Below are 18,484 nucleotides of genomic sequence, written 5' to 3' on the forward strand. Positions count from 1 at the left end.
TTTTTTATCCTACTAAGGCCAACAAGATACCCGCAGCCACAGCCGAGCCCAACACACCGGCCACGTTAGGCCCCATAGCGTGCATCAGCAAGAAGTTATGATGATTGGCTTCTAGTCCAACCTTGTTAACCACTCTGGCCGCCATAGGCACTGCAGATACACCAGCAGCACCAATCAATGGATTGATTTTTTGACTACTCAGCTTACTCATTGCTTTTGCCATTAATATGCCAGCTGCAGTACCAATGGAGAATGCGATAGCACCTAGAGCCAAAATACCTAAGGTTTCAACCGTTAAAAATTTATCAGCCGATAATTTTGAGCCAACGGCTAACCCCAAAAAGATAGTCACAACATTAATCAACTCGTTTTGAGCGCTGTTGCTTAACCTATCGACTACACCAGATTCTTTCATCAAGTTACCTAAACAGAACATTCCAACCAAAGGTGTGGCAGTAGGTAAAAACAAAATACAAAGAAATAGTACCGCTAAGGGAAAAATGATTTTCTCGCGCTTAGATACGGCTCTAAGCTGAGGCATTTCTATTTTACGTTCTTCTTCACTTGTTAATAAGCGCATGATAGGGGGCTGAATAATAGGTACTAAAGCCATATACGAATATGCGGCAACCGCAATAGCACCTAGAAGATCAGGCGCAAGTTTTGAGGCTAAAAATATCGCCGTAGGCCCATCAGCACCGCCAATAATAGCGATGGCTGCTGCATCTTGCAGTGAAAACTCGAAGCCAGGCACCATGTTCAGAGCGATAGCACCAAATAGTGTACCGAAGATGCCAAATTGTGCTGCAGCACCCAGTAACAACATTCTAGGATTGGCAATCAATGCGCTAAAGTCTGTCATTGCTCCCACGCCCATAAAAATAAGCAAAGGAAAGACCCCAGTATCAATACCAACATGATAAACAAGGTAAAGCAAACCTCCTGGATCACTAAAACCAGCCAAGGGTATATTGGTCAATACAGCACCAAATCCAATAGGTAGAAGTAGCAAGGGTTCAAACTTCTTAACAATAGCTAAATACAGTAATAATGCACCAACACTCATCATGATCACCTGACCTAACTCGAAATGAGCCAGTGAGGTGCTTTGCCATAATAATTCGAGCTTTTCCATCTGTCTTCCTTATCCTATGACTAATAAAGGTTGACCCGTTTGCACAGCATCACCCTCTTTAGTTGAGATATTGGATACCACACCTGATACAGATGATCGAATTTCGGTTTCCATTTTCATGGCTTCCATAATGATCACTACGTCACCAGAATTGACGACATCACCGTCTTTAACTAACACTTTAAAAATGTTCCCTGCCAAAGGTGAATTTAATGCTTGCCCTGATTCAGAAGGTACTCTAGTGACTTGTGGCACAGGCGAAGCATGAGACGCCGCTTGCACATTTGTTAACGTACCACTTTGTGCCACTTCTACCTCAAATACTTGACCGTCTACACGAACGGAATATGCCGTCGCGCCGGAGTTTTGTGCTTTAGGTGAAACAATAGTACTTGTGACAATTTGTGATGTTTCACTAGGTGCGGGCTCAAATGCATCTGGGTTATTTCTATTTTTAAGAAACTTCAAGCCAATTTGCGGAAATAACGCATAGGTCAACACATCATCCACCAAATCATCTGCTGTTTGGAAAGATTCTTTTTTGGCAATAGTTTTGAGTTCAGTGGTCAGCGCAGACAGCTCGTCTTTTAATAAATCTGCTGGGCGACATGTAATGGCTTCTTTGCCATCCAATACACGTAATTGCAGTTCCTTATTAACGGGTGCAGAAGTCGCACCATATTCACCTTTGAGAACGCCTGCGGTTTCTTTACTGATGCTTTTGTAACGTTCACCTGTTATTACGTTAATGACAGACTGAGTCCCGACAATCTGTGACGTCGGTGTTACCAAAGGAATAAAACCGAGATCTTCTCTTACTTTCGGAATTTCTAGCAGGACCTCATCCATTTTATCTTCAGCACCCTGCTCTTTTAGCTGGCTTTCCATGTTGGTTAACATGCCGCCAGGCACCTGTGCAATTAAAATACGTGCGTCAATACCTTTAAGGCTGCCTTCGAACTGTGCATATTTTTTACGCACATCACGGAAGTAACTAGCAATCTCAGTAAAAGCAGGTAATGCCAAACCAGTATCACGCTCGGTACCTTCAACAATAGACACGATAGTTTCTGTCGCAGTATGCCCATAAGTCATGCTCATAGATGAAATAGACGTATCTAAAATATCGATGCCCGCATCAATCGCTTTTTGGTAGGTTGCGGCGCTCAAGCCCGTTGTTGCATGACAATGCATGGCAATAGGCACTTCGATGGACTCTTTTAATCTAGTCACCAACTCTTCACATTCGTAAGGCTTTAGCAAGCCCGCCATATCTTTTATACAAATTGAATGCACACCCATATCTTGTAATTCGTTGGCCATATCTAACCAAGTTTGCAAGGAATGAACAGGTGACACTGTGTAAGACATGGTTCCTTGGGCATGTGCACCTTGTTTAATCGCAGCTTTAACCGCAGTTTGTAGATTACGAATATCGTTCATCGCATCAAATATGCGGAACACATCAACGCCATTTGCATGAGCTCGTTCAACAAACTTTTCCACTACATCATCTGCATAGTGGCGATAACCTAGAAGATTCTGGCCACGTAACAACATTTGTTGCTTAGTTTTTGGCATGGCCTTTTTAAGCTGTCGAATCCGATCCCATGGATCTTCTCCCAAATAGCGAATGCAAGCATCAAACGTCGCCCCACCCCATGTTTCTAGTGACCAATAGCCAATGTCGTCTAATTTACTTGCAATAGGTAACATGTCTTCCAGACGCATTCTGGTCGCAAGTAATGATTGGTGAGCGTCACGCAATACAACTTCTGTAATTGCTAATGGTTTACGCATAGGGATTCTTCCTTAAAATATTAAACTAATGTGACTGTCTATGCTCAGAGATAGCTGTACTTATTGCAGCTACGATCTTTGGTGACACGCCTGGGTTATTTGATAAAGAGCTGTGACTAAAGGTTGTTTGGTTTTGTATAGTATTTAGCGACGCATCAGGGATGAGTTTGTTTATCCAAGCAATCAAAGTAATTGCACCAATTAGCAAAGATAAAAACAAAAACACGACTACCATTCCTACTAATAATAAATTAGCGGCTTCAGCAAGAGCATTTGCGACTTCTGGTTGCATACAGAGGAGAACTCGAAATTGATAAATTAATAGGAGATAAGTACCATGCAGCCTAAGAAAACACAACAAAACGACAAGAGGAAAAGTGCATAAAGAATAAGAAAATATTCGGATATTGTGAATATTTACCCAAATTCACTTAATCATTAACAAACGACTTACATAATGATGAATAAGCCACTATAAAATCAGTCTAATCTCATTATCTAAGTGTTAACGTCGAAAGTAATATTCTAGAAATAAAAAAGCCCACAGATAAATCTGTAGGCTTTAGTATGTGGTGCGCGTGGAAGGATTCGAACCTCCGACCACCTGGTTCGTAGCCAGGTACTCTATCCAGCTGAGCTACACGCGCTTAAACTGTTTGCTTTAGAAGTATATCCAAATATCGGTAAACGTCTAAAAAATCTTTAAAATATGGTGCGCGTGGAAGGATTCGAACCTCCGACCACCTGGTTCGTAGCCAGGTACTCTATCCAGCTGAGCTACACGCGCATTAAGATAAATATTGAACCATCAATTTATAAAAAATTCCTAACTTGGTTCGTAGCTAGGTCTCTATTCTGCCCGTCGCGGCGCGATGAGCTACACGCGCAATACACTTTTTACAATAAAACTCAATGGCGGAGAGGGAGGGATTCGAACCCTCGGTACGAATAAACGTACGGTTCCTTAGCAGGGAACTGGTTTCAGCCACTCACCCACCTCTCCGGAACTTGAATCTTACACATCTTCGGATGTTTGTCTGTTCGACTAACCTAGATTAACTGTCTAAACCTCAAGCTTTAACGCCCTTGGCTTTGGATTAACCTCTCCTAAATGAGGAGCAGGATTCTACCGATCCACATGAGTATGTCAAACACTTTTTATGAAGTTAATGACAGCTTGCTGGCATTTTAAACGATTGTTGATTAAGTGCTTATTATTTGTCAGGTATGATGAAAAACATAGATTAATCTAGGCTAAAAATTAGGCATAAAAAAAGCTGGTCACCCAGCTTTTTTTAAGTCCAAACCGACTAGTTTTCGTCAGTACTTTCTGCCTGTTCATGGGCGGCAAGTTGAACATTTTTTTCAGCTTGGATACGCATATAAATTTCTTCACGATGCACAGATATTTCCTTAGGCGCATTCACACCAATTCTTACCTGATTACCTTTTACACCTAATACGGTCACGGTGACGTCATCACCAACCATTAGGGTTTCTCCAACACGACGAGTTAAAATTAGCATTCTATTGCTCCATTATCCGTTAAAATCACTATTCCTTCGTTAAAGTTAGTGTAAATCACCAGCACCGCCAGAAAATTTACCCAATCGGTTTTTCCCTATTTTTGTTGTCACCACAAAAAACAACCGAAAAATTCTTAGCTTTTTACTTTGTACTTTTATTTTGTATTATTTACAACTTTTCTTGTAACCAAGTTTGCACTGAATCAATGGCTGAGTCTAAGTTTTGCGGTTGAGTTCCGCCTGCCTGAGCCATATCAGGACGACCTCCTCCTTTACCACCAACTTGTTGAGCAACAAAGTTGACCAACTCCCCTGCCCTAACCTTAGAGACTAAATCCTTGGTTACCCCAACAATTAAGCTGACTTTATTTTCTTCAGCTACGGCCAGAACAATTATCGCGCTACTTAATTGGTTCTTAAAGTCATCAACCATAGTTCTAAGTGCTTTAGCTTCAACGCCTTGCAACACAGTAGACAGCACTTTGACGCCATTTATTTCATAAACCTCAGACAACACGTCTGTAGTGGCATTACTGGCTATTTGTTGTTTGAGCTTTTCTAATTCTCTCTCTACTATTTTATTTTGGTCTAACACATGTTGGATACGGTCAGGCAAACCTTGTGGATCTGTTTTTAATAAACCAGCAATTTGGCTAATTTGGTGGGCTTGGCTTTGAACTGTATCTAGTGCTTTTCCCCCAGTGACCGCTTCTATTCTTCTGACACCGGCAGCAATACCACCCTCTGAGACAATCTTAAAGAATCCAATATCGCCCGTTCTATTGACATGTGTACCGCCACACAGTTCCATAGAAAATTTTCCCATAGAAACCACACGTACATCTTCTGAATACTTTTCACCGAATAAGGCCATTGCACCTGCAGCCTTAGCCTCGTCCAAATTCATTAATCTGGTCTCTAAACTATGATTGCCACGAATTTGTTCGTTAACTAGCTTTTCAACACTTTTAAGCTCTTCATTGGTAACCGCTTCAAAATGTGAAAAATCAAAACGAAAACGCTCGTCTGATACCAGTGAACCTTTCTGATTTACGTGCTCGCCCAAAATTTGTTTCAACGCAGCATGCATAAGGTGTGTAGCACTGTGATTCAATTTTATGGCTTCACGGCGCCCAACATCAAATTCAGCTTGCACAAGATCACCCAATTTAAAATCTGAGTGAGCCGTTCCCTTATGAGCAATTGCATTGCCCAACTTAACCGTGTCTGTAACTGCAAAACTGCCGTTAGCAATTTTAAGTACACCAGTGTCTCCAGTTTGACCACCTGATTCTGCATAAAAAGGGCTCTTATCAAGTATAACAACACCCTCATCACCCGGACTTAATTGTTGCACTTGCTGACCGTTAGCAAACAATTCAACAATTTTAGCCTGCTGCGTTTGCTGATCATAACCAGTAAATTCAGAAGTACAATTAGACTTTAGTCGCTCATTGTAATCAGTATCAAATTGGCTAGCTTGTTGGGCGCGTTTACGCTGAGCAGCCATAGCAACTTGAAAACCTTCTTCGTCAATACGCAGTTCTTTTTCACGGGCCACGTCATTGGTTAAGTCTGCAGGGAAACCATATGTATCGTAAAGCTTAAAGACTAATTCACCAGGCACCACATCGGATGTTAATTCATTAAGCGCATCGTTAAGGATACTCATGCCACGTTCAAGGGTTCGAGAAAACTGTTCTTCTTCAGTTTTTAATACTTTTTCTATCAGTGCGCGATTGGCCGTTAGCTCAGGGTAAGCGTCAGCCATTTGTGTCTCTAACGCCTCCACAAGACGATAGAAAAACACGTCACTGGCACCGAGTTTATTACCATGTCTTACTGCCCTGCGAATAATACGCCTTAACACATACCCTCGGCCTTCATTGGAGGGAATAATGCCGTCACAAATCAAGAAACTACAAGAACGGATATGATCTGCAATCACACGTAAAGATTTATCTTGCTTGTCGTCTGTCCCAACAATATTCGCAGTGGCTTCAATCAAATTCTCAAAAAGATCAATTTCATAATTGCTATGCACATTTTGTAAAATAGCTGAAATACGCTCTAAGCCCATACCCGTATCAATAGAAGGTTTAGGTAATGGCTGCATAGTTCCATCACTTTGACGATTAAACTGCATAAAGACCAGATTCCAGATTTCAATAAATCTGTCGCCGTCTTCTTCTGGGGTGCCAGGAGGTCCACCCCAGATATGTTCACCGTGATCATAAAATATTTCTGAACAAGGACCACAAGGGCCAGTATCACCCATAGACCAAAAATTGTCTGAAGTACTAATACGGATAATTTTGTCTTCTGAAATACCTATTTTGTTTGCCCAGATGTCAAAGGCTTCGTCGTCATCGTGGTAAATGGTGACCAAAAATTTGTCCTTGGGTAGATTTAATTCTTTGGTCAAAAAATCCCAAGCATATTGAATAGCTTCAGTTTTAAAGTAATCACCAAAGCTGAAGTTACCTAACATTTCGAAAAAAGTATGATGACGAGCGGTATAACCTACATTTTCGAGATCATTATGTTTACCACCCGCTCGGACACAACGTTGCGAAGATGTCGCTTTGTCGTAGCTACGGGAGTCGGTGCCTAAAAACACATCTTTAAACTGGTTCATTCCAGCATTTGTAAACAAAAGCGTCGGATCGTTTGCAGGAACTAAAGATGAACTGGATACTTTTTGATGTCCTCTTGCGGCAAAAAAATCTAAAAATGCGCACCGGATCTCGGCGGTTGTTTTACTCATTTACAATCCTGAAATATTAATAATTAATGGAGTTAAAATATGCCCAAAGCGGCATAATAACTGCGTTCGGCGCCAAAGATATCAGTTTAGTGAACTTTTGTTAAGGCTAAGCCTTGTCCAATATGAAATGAGTCTTAACTAATTGCGTGTTTCCAAAATGAAATGCGTCTAAAGACTTAAATTCTGTTCATGATCATAAGATGCAAGCGATCATGAATATAGAAAACCTCACCACTATTGAAGAGCTTGAACGCTTTATTCAAGGTAACCAAGCCGTCGCCTTTACCGTTTTAGGTGATAAAAATCAGCGATATCAATTCATTCAAAAAACATTGATAAAATTTCGCTATATCACGTTAAAAAAAACCGACAAAGGGATCGTCAATCAATACCTTAAAAAGGTGACAGGCTACTCGCGGCAGCAACTCACTCGATTGATAAAACAATACAAGGACGTCGGCAGAATTAACTGGCAACCTTGCCGAACTAACGGCTTTTCAACCATTTACAGTACAAAGGATATTAAGCTACTGGCTGAAATGGACGCAAGGCATGATGATATCTGTGGTCATGCCACTAAAAAGCTGTTGGAGCGTGCCTACAATACGTTTGAGCAATCAGAATACCAAATGCTTGCCACTATCTCTGTTTCACATTTATATAACTTGAGGCACTCTCAAGGCTACCAAAAACAACGCAGACACTTCACAAAAACACAATCAAGACAAGTGCCTATTGGCGAACGGCGTAAACCTCAACCCAACGGCGAGCCTGGCTATATTCGTATTGATACCGTGCACCAAGGAGACCTAGATAAACAAAAAGGCGTGTATCATATTAATGCAGTTGATGAGGTGACACAGTTTGAGGTTGTTTGCTCAGTTGAACGTATTAGTGAGCGTTACCTCATTCCAGTACTAACGCAAATGATGGCCGCATTTCCTTTTATTATCAAAGGGTTTCATTCAGATAATGGCTCTGAATACATCAACAAACACGTGTGTAAATTACTCACCAAACTTGAAATAGAGCTCACTAAATCACGCTCAAGACACTCAAACGATAATGCCTTAGCAGAAAGTAAAAATGCATCAATTGTAAGAAAACAGTTTGGTTACACACATATTCCACAGAAATGGGCACCGTTAATCAATACGTTTAATTTAAAATATCTTTACCCGTATATCAATTATCATAGACCTTGTTTCTTTCCTGAAGTCACCACTGATGATAAAGGGAAACAACGTAAAACTTACCCTTACAAAAGTATGATGACGCCCTATGAAAAACTAAAATCTTTACCCAATGCCAAAACATATTTGAAAGCAGACTTTCATTTTGAAATACTAGATGAGCAAGCTATGGAAATGACAGATAATGCTTGTGCTGAATTACTTCAAAAAGAACGTAATGAATTATTTAACCAGATCTTTGAACAGAATAAACGAGCCTAAAAATTTACTTACTTAAGACTCATTTGTTAATTGGAATATACTGGCTAGTGTTTGCACTTAAGAGCGTTAATATTTTGACGATGTAATCCCATAGCGAATTTGTTCATGGGTAAAACCTCGATAATATAAAAATCGTTGTTGTTTCTGCTGCTCTTTAAAATCTGTAGCAGGGGTACCCGCATATTTTTTTAAACACTTTGACTGCTAACTCAAACCAATCGATACTCAGTTCACTCATTGCTGCAGCCACAATTTCTTCAGAAATTTGATGTTCTTTTAATTCATTACGTATTCTTAACTCGCCTATACCTTTATTCGAACGACCTCGGATCAAAGATTCTGCAAACCTCTCATTACTTTGTAGATTACTCTGATTAAATTTTTCTATCCATTCGACGCAAAGATGACGCTCAAAGTCACGTAGCAAAACTTCTTGAGTAATTCATGTTTACTATGCTCGCGCCCCGCAAGCAACCTAGTGATGGTATATTTAATGATCTTAACTTCATTCTCTGCCATATTAGTCAAGCAAATTTAGCAAAAGGTTAGGCCCAATATTGTCAATATCAAGCTCAAAATATACATTCAAATTTAATACCTCAATTGAAGAAATTGGTCAAACAGTTTGGGATGACTTAGCTAATGGCAGCAGCCCCTTTTGTCAATACCCTTTTTTGCATGCCTTAGAAACCTCAGGGTCGGTTGGCGGAAAATCTGGGTGGCAGCCTTTTCATTTAGTAATTTATCAAAATTCCGAGCCTGTTGGCATCTTACCCTTATACAAAAAAACTCATAGTTACGGAGAATATGTATTTGATTTCGCTTGGGCAAACACTTATCGACAATATGGCGTTAACTATTATCCTAAATTAGTGGCCGCCATACCTTTTACTCCAGTGACTGGCGCAAGGTTAATGCTCAACGCTAAAGTAGATAAACAGCAACTGTTACCCATTCTGTGCCAAGAGCTCGCTAATCAATTAGCATTGTCCGGCATGTCTTCCATGCATTGGTTATTTGTGGAACAAGATATTAGCCAGTTACTCCACGAGCATGGCCAAGTTCAACGCCAAGGGGTGCAATTTCAATGGTTCAATCGTCAATATTCATCTTTTGAAGACTACCTAACACATTTTAATTCACGTAAAAGAAAGAATGTAAAAAAAGAACGTCTTAAAGTCACAAGTGAAGGAATAAAAGTAGTTCGTTTGCATGGAGACAATTTAACCGAAGAAAACATGGAATTTTTTTACCATTGCTATAAACAAACCTATTTAAAACGCAGCGGTCATGATGGTTATTTAACCGAGGTTTTTTTCCAGCAAATTTTTAAGGATTTACATCACAATTTAATGTTAGTTATCGCATTAAAAGGTGAGCAACCTATTGCCAGCGCACTATTTTTATTTGATCAAAATCAACTGTGTGGTCGATACTGGGGTGCTTTAGAGGAAATTCACAGCTTACATTTTGAGTGTTGTTACTACCAAGGCATCGAATTTTGCATTGAACAAAATATTGCTCAGTTTAACCCCGGCACTCAAGGAGAGCATAAGATACTTAGGGGCTTTGAACCTATTTACTGTTACTCAAACCATTCACTTAAAGAATTGCCATTTCACGAGGCAGTTGAGCGATTTATTCAACAAGAAAACATACAAATCACACAATACAAAAATAATGCTGAAAAGCTTTTACCTTTTAAACAAACAGAAGTTAGCTAAACGTAGTCTGGTAAAAATCTTTATTGTTTTTGCCAGACTAACATAAAGTTATTCGCTGGCATTGGGACGGTCTCAATGAGAACCAAAGGTTTGGCCCAAAGGGTCAATTCGTCAATATCACGGATACCACCACAACCTTGTTCCCTTAGATGTTGGTCAAAGGCTTTGTTAGACTCACTGCTATATTGTCCTTGAAAATTATACGGGCCGTATTGGCAGAATACGCCACCACTGGGCAAGTTATCAGCCACTAACTGCATCATCAGTTGTGTTTCTGATGGTTGCATAATATGCGTGGTATTCGCTGTATACACAGCATCAATATTGGTTAGTGGCCAAACACTAGAAGCGCCGATAGTAAATGACACAGGTTGATGCAGATTGTCCACGTCTACCTCTTCTAGCCACGCTACTATACCAAGATGTTTATCAGGCATATCGCTAGTGTGCCACTCCAGATACGTGAGCCTAGGAGCAAAATGCGCGGCATGTTGCCCTGTCCCAGAACCAATTTCTAACAGGTTTTTTGTATCGACTAAAACCCTACTCAATATCTCAAAAATAGGTTGTTTGTTATTTTCGCACGCTTGGCTGAAAGGTTTATCGAACATGGTATTTTCCATTATCTATTGAAGGTTAGGCCCTAACCACTTTTCAGCTTCTAATCTATCCCAGCCTTTACGAGCAGCATAATCGAGCAATTGATCTTCTTGTATTTGTGCCACTGCAAAATAACGACACTTTGGATGAGAGAAATAAAAGCCAGATACAGCAGCACCAGGCCACATGGCATAACTCTCAGTTAATTTCATACCCGTATTTTTTTCAGTATCCAGCAGATCCCAAATCAATTGTTTCTCGGTGTGTTCAGGGCAAGCTGCATAACCTGGGGCAGGTCGAATACCTTGATATTTTTCACGAATAAGCTCTTCATTTGATAACGTCTCATCAGGTACATACCCCCAGATTTCTTTGCGCACTTTTTTGTGCAAATATTCGGCAAAGGCTTCTGCAAATCTATCGGCAAGAGATTTAACCATTATAGAATTGTAATCATCACCGTCATTTTCGTATTCTTTGGCCAAACCATCTTCCCAAGTACCTGCTGTCACCGCAAATGCGCCAAGATAATCGGCTTTTCCTGAAGACTTAGGCGCAATAAAATCGCTTAAACAGTTATTGGCGCCTTTAGGCTTTTCAGTTTGTTGGCGAAGGTGGTGTGCAACGTGAGTTACTTCACTGCGACTTTCATCAGCATAAACTTGAATATCGTCTTGCACTCGATTAGCTGGGAATATACCTATGACACCGCTGGCTTTAAGCTTAGGGTTATTACATAAGGTTTTTAACATGGCCTGTGCATCAGCAAATAGAATTTGTGCTTCTTTGCCAACTACTTCGTCTTGCAAAATGCGCGGATATTTACCCGCCAAAGACCAAGTTAAGAAAAACGGCGTCCAATCGATGTAATCAACCAGCTCAGCCAATCCAATACTCACAGCGGTCACTCCCAACTGATTGGGTACAGGTGGCTGATAGCTATCCCAGTCAAACTTAAAACCATTCTCACGGGCTTGCTCTAATGTTACGGGGCGGGTGCGAGGCTTTTTCTTGGCGTGTTGCTCGCGCACTTTTTCATAATCTAGTTTTAGTTCTTCTGCGTATATAGCACGATTTTCCGCAGTGATCAGTTTCTGACATACGCCCACTGCGCGGCTGGCATTGGGTACGTAAACCACTGGGTGATGATAATGTTGCTCAATTTTCACTGCGGTATGGGCTTTGGACGTGGTCGCCCCCCCAATTAATAATGGTAAGTCAAAGTCTAGACGTTGCATTTCTTTGGCCACGTAGACCATTTCATCAAGAGAAGGGGTAATCAGTCCAGACAGGCCAATCATATCGACATTTTCGTCCTTGGCCACTTGTAATAATTTTGCGCAAGGCACCATCACCCCAAGGTCGATGATCTCAAAGTTATTACATTGCAGCACTACGCCCACAATGTTTTTCCCTATATCGTGAACGTCCCCTTTTACTGTGGCCAATAAAATTTTGCCGTTACTGCTACCTTTGTCTTTTTCAAGTTCGATATACGGATTAAGATAAGATACCGCCTTTTTCATCACACGAGCAGATTTGACCACTTGGGGCAGAAACATTTTGCCCTCACCAAACAAATCACCGACTACATTCATACCATCCATCAATGGTCCTTCGATAACATGTAATGGTTTTTCTGCTGCAAGACGTGCTTCTTCAGTATCTTCCTCTATAAAGTCCATAATGCCGCGAACCAATGCGTGTTCAAGACGTTTATTGACGGGCAAATCGCGCCATTCAAGGTTGTCTTTAACCAGTACTTTACCATCGCCTTGATATTTGGGAGCAAGTTCTAAAAGCCGATCCGTAGCTTGGTCATGACGATTTAAGATCACGTCCTCCACCGCTTCTTTTAGCTCTGGAGGGATTTGGTCGTACACTTCCAATTGTCCGGCATTCACAATACCCATATCCATTCCCGCTTGAATAGCATGATATAAAAACACCGAATGCATCGCTTCACGAACTGGATTATTGCCACGAAAAGAAAAAGACACGTTGGATAAGCCACCTGATATATGAGCATGGGGCAAATTTTGACGGATACGCCGAGTCGCATTGATAAAATCTACGGCATAATTGTTATGTTCTTCAATGCCTGTTGCTACTGCAAAAATATTTGGGTCAAAGATGATGTCTTGTGGGGGGAAGCCAATTTTTTCAGTGAGTAATTTATAACTACGTTCACATATCTCGAATTTGCGGTCTTCAGTATCGGCCTGACCTTTCTCGTCAAATGCCATAACTACCGTGGCAGCACCATATCGCTTTAACAACTTAGCTTGATTCAGAAAGTTTTCTTCACCTTCTTTCAAGCTAATAGAATTAACTATGGCTTTGCCTTGCACACACTTTAAACCTGCCTCGATAACCGTCCATTTGGATGAATCAATCATGATAGGCACTCGAGAAATATCAGGTTCAGAAGCAATCAGGTTCAAAAATCGCGTCATCGCGGCTTCAGAGTCCAACATGGCTTCATCCATATTGATATCTATTATCTGCGCACCATTTTCAACTTGCTGGCGTGCAACATCTAAGGCTTTTTCATAATCATCGTCAAGGATCAAACGTTTAAACATGGCAGAACCGGTAACGTTGGTTCGTTCACCCACATTGATAAAATTTGCTGAAGACTTCCCTTTGCCGAGAATGGGTTGCTCAATATCTATTTCATTTTTATTCATCACAACCGCCTAATGGACAAAAGGTTCTAAACCAGACAGGCGCATTTTCACCTCTCTTTTTACTATTTTACGAGGCGCGTAACCTTTTACAGCATCAGCCATGGCCGCAATGTGTTTTGGTGTGCTACCACAACATCCACCCACAATATTTAATAATCCTGACTCTGCCCACTCCTTAATGTGCAAAGCCATTTCGTCACTTTCCATATCATATTCACCAAACTCATTGGGTAAACCTGCATTAGGATGAGCGGAAACAAAACATTCGGATATTTGGGATATTTCATCCACATATTGGCGCAATAAGTCAGGACCCAATGCGCAATTTAAGCCAAAAGAAAACGGATCTACATGATTCATCGAATAATAAAAAGCTTCAGCCGTTTGACCAGACAATGTTCGACCAGAGGCATCGGTAATAGTGCCTGAAATCATAACGGGTAACTTTACACTCAGTTGTTCGAAAACCGTTTGTATCGCAAATACTGCAGCCTTAGCATTTAGGGTGTCAAAAATGGTTTCCACCATAATCAAATCCGCACCACCTTCAATCAGTCCATGGGTGGACTCTATATAAGCTTCAACCAACTCATCAAAAGTGACGTTACGTTTAGCAGGGTCGTTGACGTCGGGAGAAATAGAGGCTGTTCGACTAGTAGGTCCTAATACACCTGCAACAAATCTAGGTTTATCTGGTGTTTGGGCAGTAAATTTATCTGCTGCTTTTCTAGCTAATTTTGCCGCTGCAATATTTATCTCTTTTGCCAACGCCTGCATATTATAATCAGCCATGGAAATAGTAGTGGCATTGAATGTATTAGTTTCAATAATATCAACACCGGCCTCAAGATATGCGCAGTGAATGTCAAAGATAATATTAGGCTGAGTCAATACTAATAAATCATTATTACCTTTAACATCAAAATGCCAATCAGCAAAACGTTCACCCCGGTAATCCTGTTCTTCGAATTTATATTCTTGGATCATGGTGCCCATGGCACCATCAAGTAACAAAATACGTTTGTTTGCAGCTTCAATCAGTTGTTCTTCTCGTTGTTTTGGGGCCATTCGCTGACTCAATGTCATTCCTCTTTATTATTTCACTATAAAAAATAACTACGCTGTATAAATTAACTTTTTTTACTCAGAAAGCTGAGCCAAGTCATAAGGGGTATTTTGGTAAACGTAATAATTCAGCCAATTAGTAAACAATAAGCTACCATGAGCTCGCCAACTGACCATAAGCTCTTTATTTGGATCATTATCAACGAAATAGTTTACTGGGATTTGTGGTTGAGCATTAGTCGATAAATCTCTTTGGTATTCTTGTTTTAAACTCTCAGGGTCGTATTCAGGATGCCCCGTCACAAACACCAAACGTTTATCTTCAGACGCCACTATATAAGCTCCGCCCTCCTCTGACTTAGCCAATACATTCAGTCCAGGTATAGAGGCGTAGTCTGCCATACTTATTTCGCCATAACGTGATTGCGGCGCGTAAAAGGCTGGATCAAAACCTCTGAGTAATTCATCGTGCTCATTTTGCACAAAGTGGCGATAAACACCGCTTAACTTGTGATCACGAAGTGCCCTGTTTTTACCAAAGAAATGATAAATGGCTGCATGTGCCGCCCAACATGAAAATAAAGTAGACTGCACATTGCGACGTGCCCAATCCATGATGACGGTCATTTTTTCCCAATACTTCACATCCTGATAGGCAAGATGTGCCAGTGGCGCTCCAGTCACAATTAAACCGTCATATTTTTTATTGGCAACATCATCAAACGCCACATAAAAATTATCCATGTGTGCTGCTGGGGTATTTTTGGGCGCTTGGTTATCAATACGAATTAAATCGATATTAACCTGCAAAGGTGTATTTGATAACAAACGTAAAAACTGCTCTTCAGTTTCCATTTTGTTCGGCATCAAATTCAAGATACCCACTTCCATTGGCCTGATATCTTGTGTCGCGGCACGCTGGGTATCCATAATAAAGATATTTTCTTTGTTTAAGACATTTTGTGCAGGCAAATTACTTGGAATTCTAATCGGCATAACGGATCTAAGGCTGAAAATGATACCAACAAATCTGGCTCAATACGCTAAAAAAGTCAACATCTTTACGTCTAGACGTCTAAATGAAAAAATATAGATATGTGCAAATCAGTCTTAGACAGGGCAAATAACTCACAAAGTTTGGAGGATTATTTTTGTTTATTGTGCAGATTGAAGAGTAACTCCGCCTCAGCTGCTGGCATATCACATTCTCGCATCACGTCTTCGAGACTAGCACCTTGGCTAATGAGCTTAGCACCTTTGCTGTAAAAACGGCTTTGAGGGTCTTGTTCTACTAGATTTTCGGCTAATTTTTGTTGGGCGCTCTGTAAATTATCTACTTGCTGAACAAGCTCTTTGACACGACTAATAACCCCGTAATTTCCGCTTCGAATTTCATGTGTTTCTTCACTCAGGTTATTCACTTTTTGGCTTAGCTCTGACAGTGAATGGCTTTGAGATTCAATAGTTTCGAGTTGCGATTTAAAACGTTTAAATCGCACGATCAACCAAGTTAAACCAACAATGGAGACAACTAGTGCGGTTAAGCTTAGTAATAATGGAAAACTCATAATCCTCTCTAAAAGGGCAACAAAACACTTATCACTTATCACTTATAACGAAAGCATGAATACTACGCCGTAATGAAACGTGCGGCCTAAGTTTTGCACTTTTTGCACTTAGATATTAGTAATTTCGGTCCACTCTTCATCATTCAGTAATTTATTTAAGTCAACTAGGATAAGCAATTGCCCATCTCTGTTGCTAACACCTTGAATAAACTTGGCACTGTCTTCGGTACCCACATTCGGTGCACTGTCTATTTCCGAAGATCGCAAATACACCACTTCAGCGACACTGTCGACCAGAATACCAACTACTTGTTCATCAGACTCAATAATCACTATACGGCTATTATCTGAAATATCAGAGGAAGGTAACCCAAAGCGTGAACGTGTATCGATGACGGTGACAACGTTGCCCCTTAAATTAATAATCCCCAAAACATAGTCTGGAGCGCCTGGTACTGGAGCGATTTCGGTATGACGCAGGACTTCTTGTACTTGCATCACATTAATACCGTATGTCTCGTCACCTAATTTATAGGTAACCCATTGCAGCACTTCATCACCGTTTGCGGCTGCTGCATTACTTGAATTTCTGTCGTCACTCATTCACATTGCTCCGGCCCAAATAGGCTAATCGTTACTGCTTAAACCTTGGTTCAACATGTTAATCAACTGCTGCACATTCATCAAGGCACACATTTTCTTTTTAACCATGCCAGATAACCATGAACGACTACCTTCGACATTTCGCCATTTCACTTCATCTGGTAACAATATTTCAGTGGCAATTAAGCTTTCACAGCCTAACCCCCAACCACTTTCACCTAACACTATAAGATATTTATATTCTGTTGCTTCTGCCAGCTTTTCAGCAGATTTTTTAGGCATTATCCATTTGGCGGTATCGACCACGTTATATTTTTCATCACGATGTAACAAAACGCCTTTAAACCAAGCAGGTTTACCAAATAGTGGATTGACACTTTCAATCTGGTGTATTCCACCTAACTCTGTCAATGCTACAGCCAAAGTCATACCGGCAACCTCAAACAGTAACACTTGAAATTCCCCTGCAGGAATAATAGGTTTAACCACTTTTGCTGGCGTTTTTACTTCTACTAGCTTTTTTTCGACCTGCAGCTCTAGAACTTTAGAAATCACTGGCACAGTTTCAACAGGTTCTTCTGCTGGTTGAATAAAAGGCTCGGTTCTTGGTTTAGGCGCGGTTTTTAACAACTGCTCAACAGACTGGCGTTGAGCATCTTCAATAATAGGTTCTTCTGTCAACAAGGCTGACATGTAATCTTCCATCACATCTTCGTTAGCGAAGGGATTACTACTCATGTTTGTGTTTCCAATTTTTGTAAGTAACTCAGTAATTTAGCATAAGCGAAAACCCCTCGAGATTTCGGACAATATACAGAAGGCGGACTTTGCGCCTGACTGGCATCTCTAAATCTTGTGTCAATTGGAATTAACCCAACCCAAACACCCTCTTTGTAAGTGCGAGTCAAGGTGCTATAGGCTTTAGTTGCTGCGTTGACACGTTTATCGTACATTGTCGGCACTATAGTATAAGCAAAAGTTTTGGCTAATGATTTTTGCATTATCTCCATGGAGTGCATCATTCTATCCAAACCTTTTAAAGCTAAAAATTCGGTCTGCACTGGGATAACAACCCTGTCACAAGCTGCTAAAGCATTAATCATCAACACTCCTAAAACAGGTGGACAATCAATAATAGCGTAGTCGAACTCATCACTAATGAGCTCCAAGGCTTGGCGCAAAATGAGTCCCATCCCACTTTTTGTACCTAACTTCCTGTCAAGAGTCGCTAAAGCCATTGTCGCTGGCAAAATAAATAAAGAGTCTAATTTTGTTGGGCATAAACAGTTTAAGACATCATCTTTAGTAACAGACTTTCCAGCCATAAATATGTTGTATAAACTGGTAGATAATTCTTCTGAATCAACACCAAAATAATAACTTAATGAGGCTTGTGGATCGGTATCAACTAATATCACTCGTTTTTCACATTGCGCCAACAAACCGCCAAGTGTAACAGTTGTGGTAGTTTTACCTACTCCACCTTTATGATTTGCGACCGTCCAAACTACCACACCAATGACCACACTTTATATATGATGGTCATTGCTAA

General features: G+C 40.6%; 16 protein-coding genes, 3 tRNA genes and 1 pseudogene. 2 read left to right on the top strand and 18 right to left on the bottom strand.

The annotated features are described in order from the left end of the window. Nucleotides 1-4: 4 nt before the first annotated feature. The 8 genes from CXF95_RS00665 to alaS all read right to left on the bottom strand — a co-directional run bounded on the left by CXF95_RS00665 (nt 5) and on the right by alaS (nt 7,228). Nucleotides 5-1,135: a sodium ion-translocating decarboxylase subunit beta gene (locus CXF95_RS00665; protein ID WP_101196915.1), complete on the bottom strand. Its 1,131-nt coding sequence runs from the start codon at nt 1,133-1,135 to the stop codon at nt 5-7. A gap of 9 nt (nt 1,136-1,144) precedes the next feature. Next, nucleotides 1,145-2,935: a sodium-extruding oxaloacetate decarboxylase subunit alpha gene (gene oadA, locus CXF95_RS00670; RefSeq protein WP_101196916.1), complete on the bottom strand. Its 1,791-nt coding sequence runs from the start codon at nt 2,933-2,935 to the stop codon at nt 1,145-1,147. A 25-nt stretch (nt 2,936-2,960) separates the two neighbouring features. Then, on the bottom strand, nt 2,961-3,227 hold the full coding sequence (locus CXF95_RS00675; protein WP_101197128.1) for an OadG family protein: 267 nt from the start codon (nt 3,225-3,227) through the stop codon (nt 2,961-2,963). A gap of 278 nt (nt 3,228-3,505) precedes the next feature. Beyond that, nucleotides 3,506-3,582 (bottom strand) — tRNA-Arg (locus CXF95_RS00680). Between the two features lie 63 nt (nt 3,583-3,645). Then, nucleotides 3,646-3,722, bottom strand: a tRNA-Arg gene (locus tag CXF95_RS00685). Nucleotides 3,723-3,848: 126 nt separating this feature from the next. Next, nucleotides 3,849-3,938: transfer RNA gene (locus CXF95_RS00690), tRNA-Ser, on the bottom strand. A 307-nt stretch (nt 3,939-4,245) separates the two neighbouring features. Beyond that, nucleotides 4,246-4,461, bottom strand: a complete 216-nt coding sequence (gene csrA / locus CXF95_RS00695; protein ID WP_101196917.1) for a carbon storage regulator CsrA — start codon at nt 4,459-4,461, stop codon at nt 4,246-4,248. A gap of 169 nt (nt 4,462-4,630) precedes the next feature. Continuing rightward, nucleotides 4,631-7,228: an alanine--tRNA ligase gene (gene alaS / locus CXF95_RS00700; RefSeq protein WP_101196918.1), complete on the bottom strand. Its 2,598-nt coding sequence runs from the start codon at nt 7,226-7,228 to the stop codon at nt 4,631-4,633. 200 nt (nt 7,229-7,428) lie between these two features. Between alaS and CXF95_RS00705 the strand changes: the two genes are divergently transcribed. Beyond that, the gene (locus CXF95_RS00705) at nt 7,429-8,682 is read left to right on the top strand and encodes a DDE-type integrase/transposase/recombinase (RefSeq protein WP_101196919.1); all 1,254 of its coding nucleotides are present in this window, start codon (nt 7,429-7,431) and stop codon (nt 8,680-8,682) included. Between the two features lie 66 nt (nt 8,683-8,748). Here the strand turns inward: CXF95_RS00705 and CXF95_RS30220 are convergent. Together CXF95_RS30220 and CXF95_RS00715 are read right to left on the bottom strand one after the other, a co-directional pair. After that, nucleotides 8,749-8,820, bottom strand: a pseudogene (locus CXF95_RS30220) (hypothetical protein); the annotation flags it as partial. Nucleotides 8,821-8,836: 16 nt separating this feature from the next. Next, nucleotides 8,837-9,109 (bottom strand): regulatory protein RecX, encoded by a 273-nt coding sequence (locus CXF95_RS00715; protein ID WP_232787555.1) that lies wholly within the window; start codon nt 9,107-9,109, stop codon nt 8,837-8,839. 130 nt (nt 9,110-9,239) lie between these two features. Between CXF95_RS00715 and CXF95_RS00720 the strand changes: the two genes are divergently transcribed. After that, nucleotides 9,240-10,406 (top strand): GNAT family N-acetyltransferase, encoded by a 1,167-nt coding sequence (locus CXF95_RS00720; RefSeq protein ID WP_101196920.1) that lies wholly within the window; start codon nt 9,240-9,242, stop codon nt 10,404-10,406. A gap of 20 nt (nt 10,407-10,426) precedes the next feature. Here CXF95_RS00720 and CXF95_RS00725 read toward each other — a convergent pair whose 3' ends face one another. From CXF95_RS00725 to CXF95_RS00760, 8 genes are all read right to left on the bottom strand, one after another. Continuing rightward, entirely contained in the window at nt 10,427-11,017 is a 591-nt protein-coding gene (locus CXF95_RS00725) for a DUF938 domain-containing protein (protein WP_101196921.1), read from the bottom strand. A gap of 15 nt (nt 11,018-11,032) precedes the next feature. Then, entirely contained in the window at nt 11,033-13,696 is a 2,664-nt protein-coding gene (gene metH / locus CXF95_RS00730) for a methionine synthase (protein ID WP_101196922.1), read from the bottom strand. A gap of 9 nt (nt 13,697-13,705) precedes the next feature. Beyond that, nucleotides 13,706-14,764, bottom strand: coding sequence for a homocysteine S-methyltransferase family protein (locus tag CXF95_RS00735; RefSeq protein WP_198556467.1), 1,059 nt, complete (start codon nt 14,762-14,764; stop codon nt 13,706-13,708). A gap of 72 nt (nt 14,765-14,836) precedes the next feature. Then, complete coding sequence (gene metA / locus CXF95_RS00740) at nt 14,837-15,757, bottom strand: homoserine O-succinyltransferase (protein ID WP_101196924.1); 921 nt, start codon at nt 15,755-15,757, stop codon at nt 14,837-14,839. Nucleotides 15,758-15,906: 149 nt separating this feature from the next. Then, nucleotides 15,907-16,329, bottom strand: a complete 423-nt coding sequence (locus CXF95_RS00745; RefSeq protein WP_101196925.1) for a DUF2802 domain-containing protein — start codon at nt 16,327-16,329, stop codon at nt 15,907-15,909. 108 nt (nt 16,330-16,437) lie between these two features. After that, nucleotides 16,438-16,932, bottom strand: a complete 495-nt coding sequence (locus tag CXF95_RS00750) for a chemotaxis protein CheW (RefSeq protein WP_101196926.1) — start codon at nt 16,930-16,932, stop codon at nt 16,438-16,440. Between the two features lie 24 nt (nt 16,933-16,956). Beyond that, nucleotides 16,957-17,670, bottom strand: a complete 714-nt coding sequence (locus tag CXF95_RS00755) for a chemotaxis protein CheW (RefSeq protein WP_101196927.1) — start codon at nt 17,668-17,670, stop codon at nt 16,957-16,959. After that, nucleotides 17,667-18,446 carry a ParA family protein gene (locus tag CXF95_RS00760; RefSeq protein ID WP_101196928.1) on the bottom strand — a complete coding sequence of 260 codons (780 nt, stop codon included), beginning with the start codon at nt 18,444-18,446 and terminating at the stop codon, nt 17,667-17,669. The genes CXF95_RS00755 and CXF95_RS00760 overlap by 4 nt, the downstream gene beginning before the upstream one ends. Nucleotides 18,447-18,484 lie beyond the last annotated feature (38 nt).

The sequence above is a fragment of the Paraglaciecola sp. MB-3u-78 genome (assembly GCF_002835935.1).
Lineage (GTDB): Bacteria > Pseudomonadota > Gammaproteobacteria > Enterobacterales > Alteromonadaceae > Paraglaciecola.

Excerpts from the sequence above, each read along its gene's own strand:
- metH (WP_101196922.1), bottom strand. The coding sequence starts at position 13,696 with ATGAATAAAAATGAAATAGATATTGAGCAACCCATTCTCGGCAAAGGG.
- CXF95_RS00755 (WP_101196927.1), bottom strand. The coding sequence starts at position 17,670 with ATGAGTAGTAATCCCTTCGCTAACGAAGATGTGATGGAAGATTACATG.
- CXF95_RS00750 (WP_101196926.1), bottom strand. The coding sequence starts at position 16,932 with ATGAGTGACGACAGAAATTCAAGTAATGCAGCAGCCGCAAACGGTGAT.
- metA (WP_101196924.1), bottom strand. The coding sequence starts at position 15,757 with ATGCCGATTAGAATTCCAAGTAATTTGCCTGCACAAAATGTCTTAAAC.
- CXF95_RS00705 (WP_101196919.1), top strand. The coding sequence starts at position 7,429 with ATGCAAGCGATCATGAATATAGAAAACCTCACCACTATTGAAGAGCTT.
- CXF95_RS00735 (WP_198556467.1), bottom strand. The coding sequence starts at position 14,764 with ATGGCCCCAAAACAACGAGAAGAACAACTGATTGAAGCTGCAAACAAA.
- alaS (WP_101196918.1), bottom strand. The coding sequence starts at position 7,228 with ATGAGTAAAACAACCGCCGAGATCCGGTGCGCATTTTTAGATTTTTTT.
- CXF95_RS00725 (WP_101196921.1), bottom strand. The coding sequence starts at position 11,017 with ATGTTCGATAAACCTTTCAGCCAAGCGTGCGAAAATAACAAACAACCT.
- oadA (WP_101196916.1), bottom strand. The coding sequence starts at position 2,935 with ATGCGTAAACCATTAGCAATTACAGAAGTTGTATTGCGTGACGCTCAC.
- csrA (WP_101196917.1), bottom strand. The coding sequence starts at position 4,461 with ATGCTAATTTTAACTCGTCGTGTTGGAGAAACCCTAATGGTTGGTGAT.
- CXF95_RS00665 (WP_101196915.1), bottom strand. The coding sequence starts at position 1,135 with ATGGAAAAGCTCGAATTATTATGGCAAAGCACCTCACTGGCTCATTTC.
- CXF95_RS00745 (WP_101196925.1), bottom strand. The coding sequence starts at position 16,329 with ATGAGTTTTCCATTATTACTAAGCTTAACCGCACTAGTTGTCTCCATT.
- CXF95_RS00675 (WP_101197128.1), bottom strand. The coding sequence starts at position 3,227 with ATGCAACCAGAAGTCGCAAATGCTCTTGCTGAAGCCGCTAATTTATTA.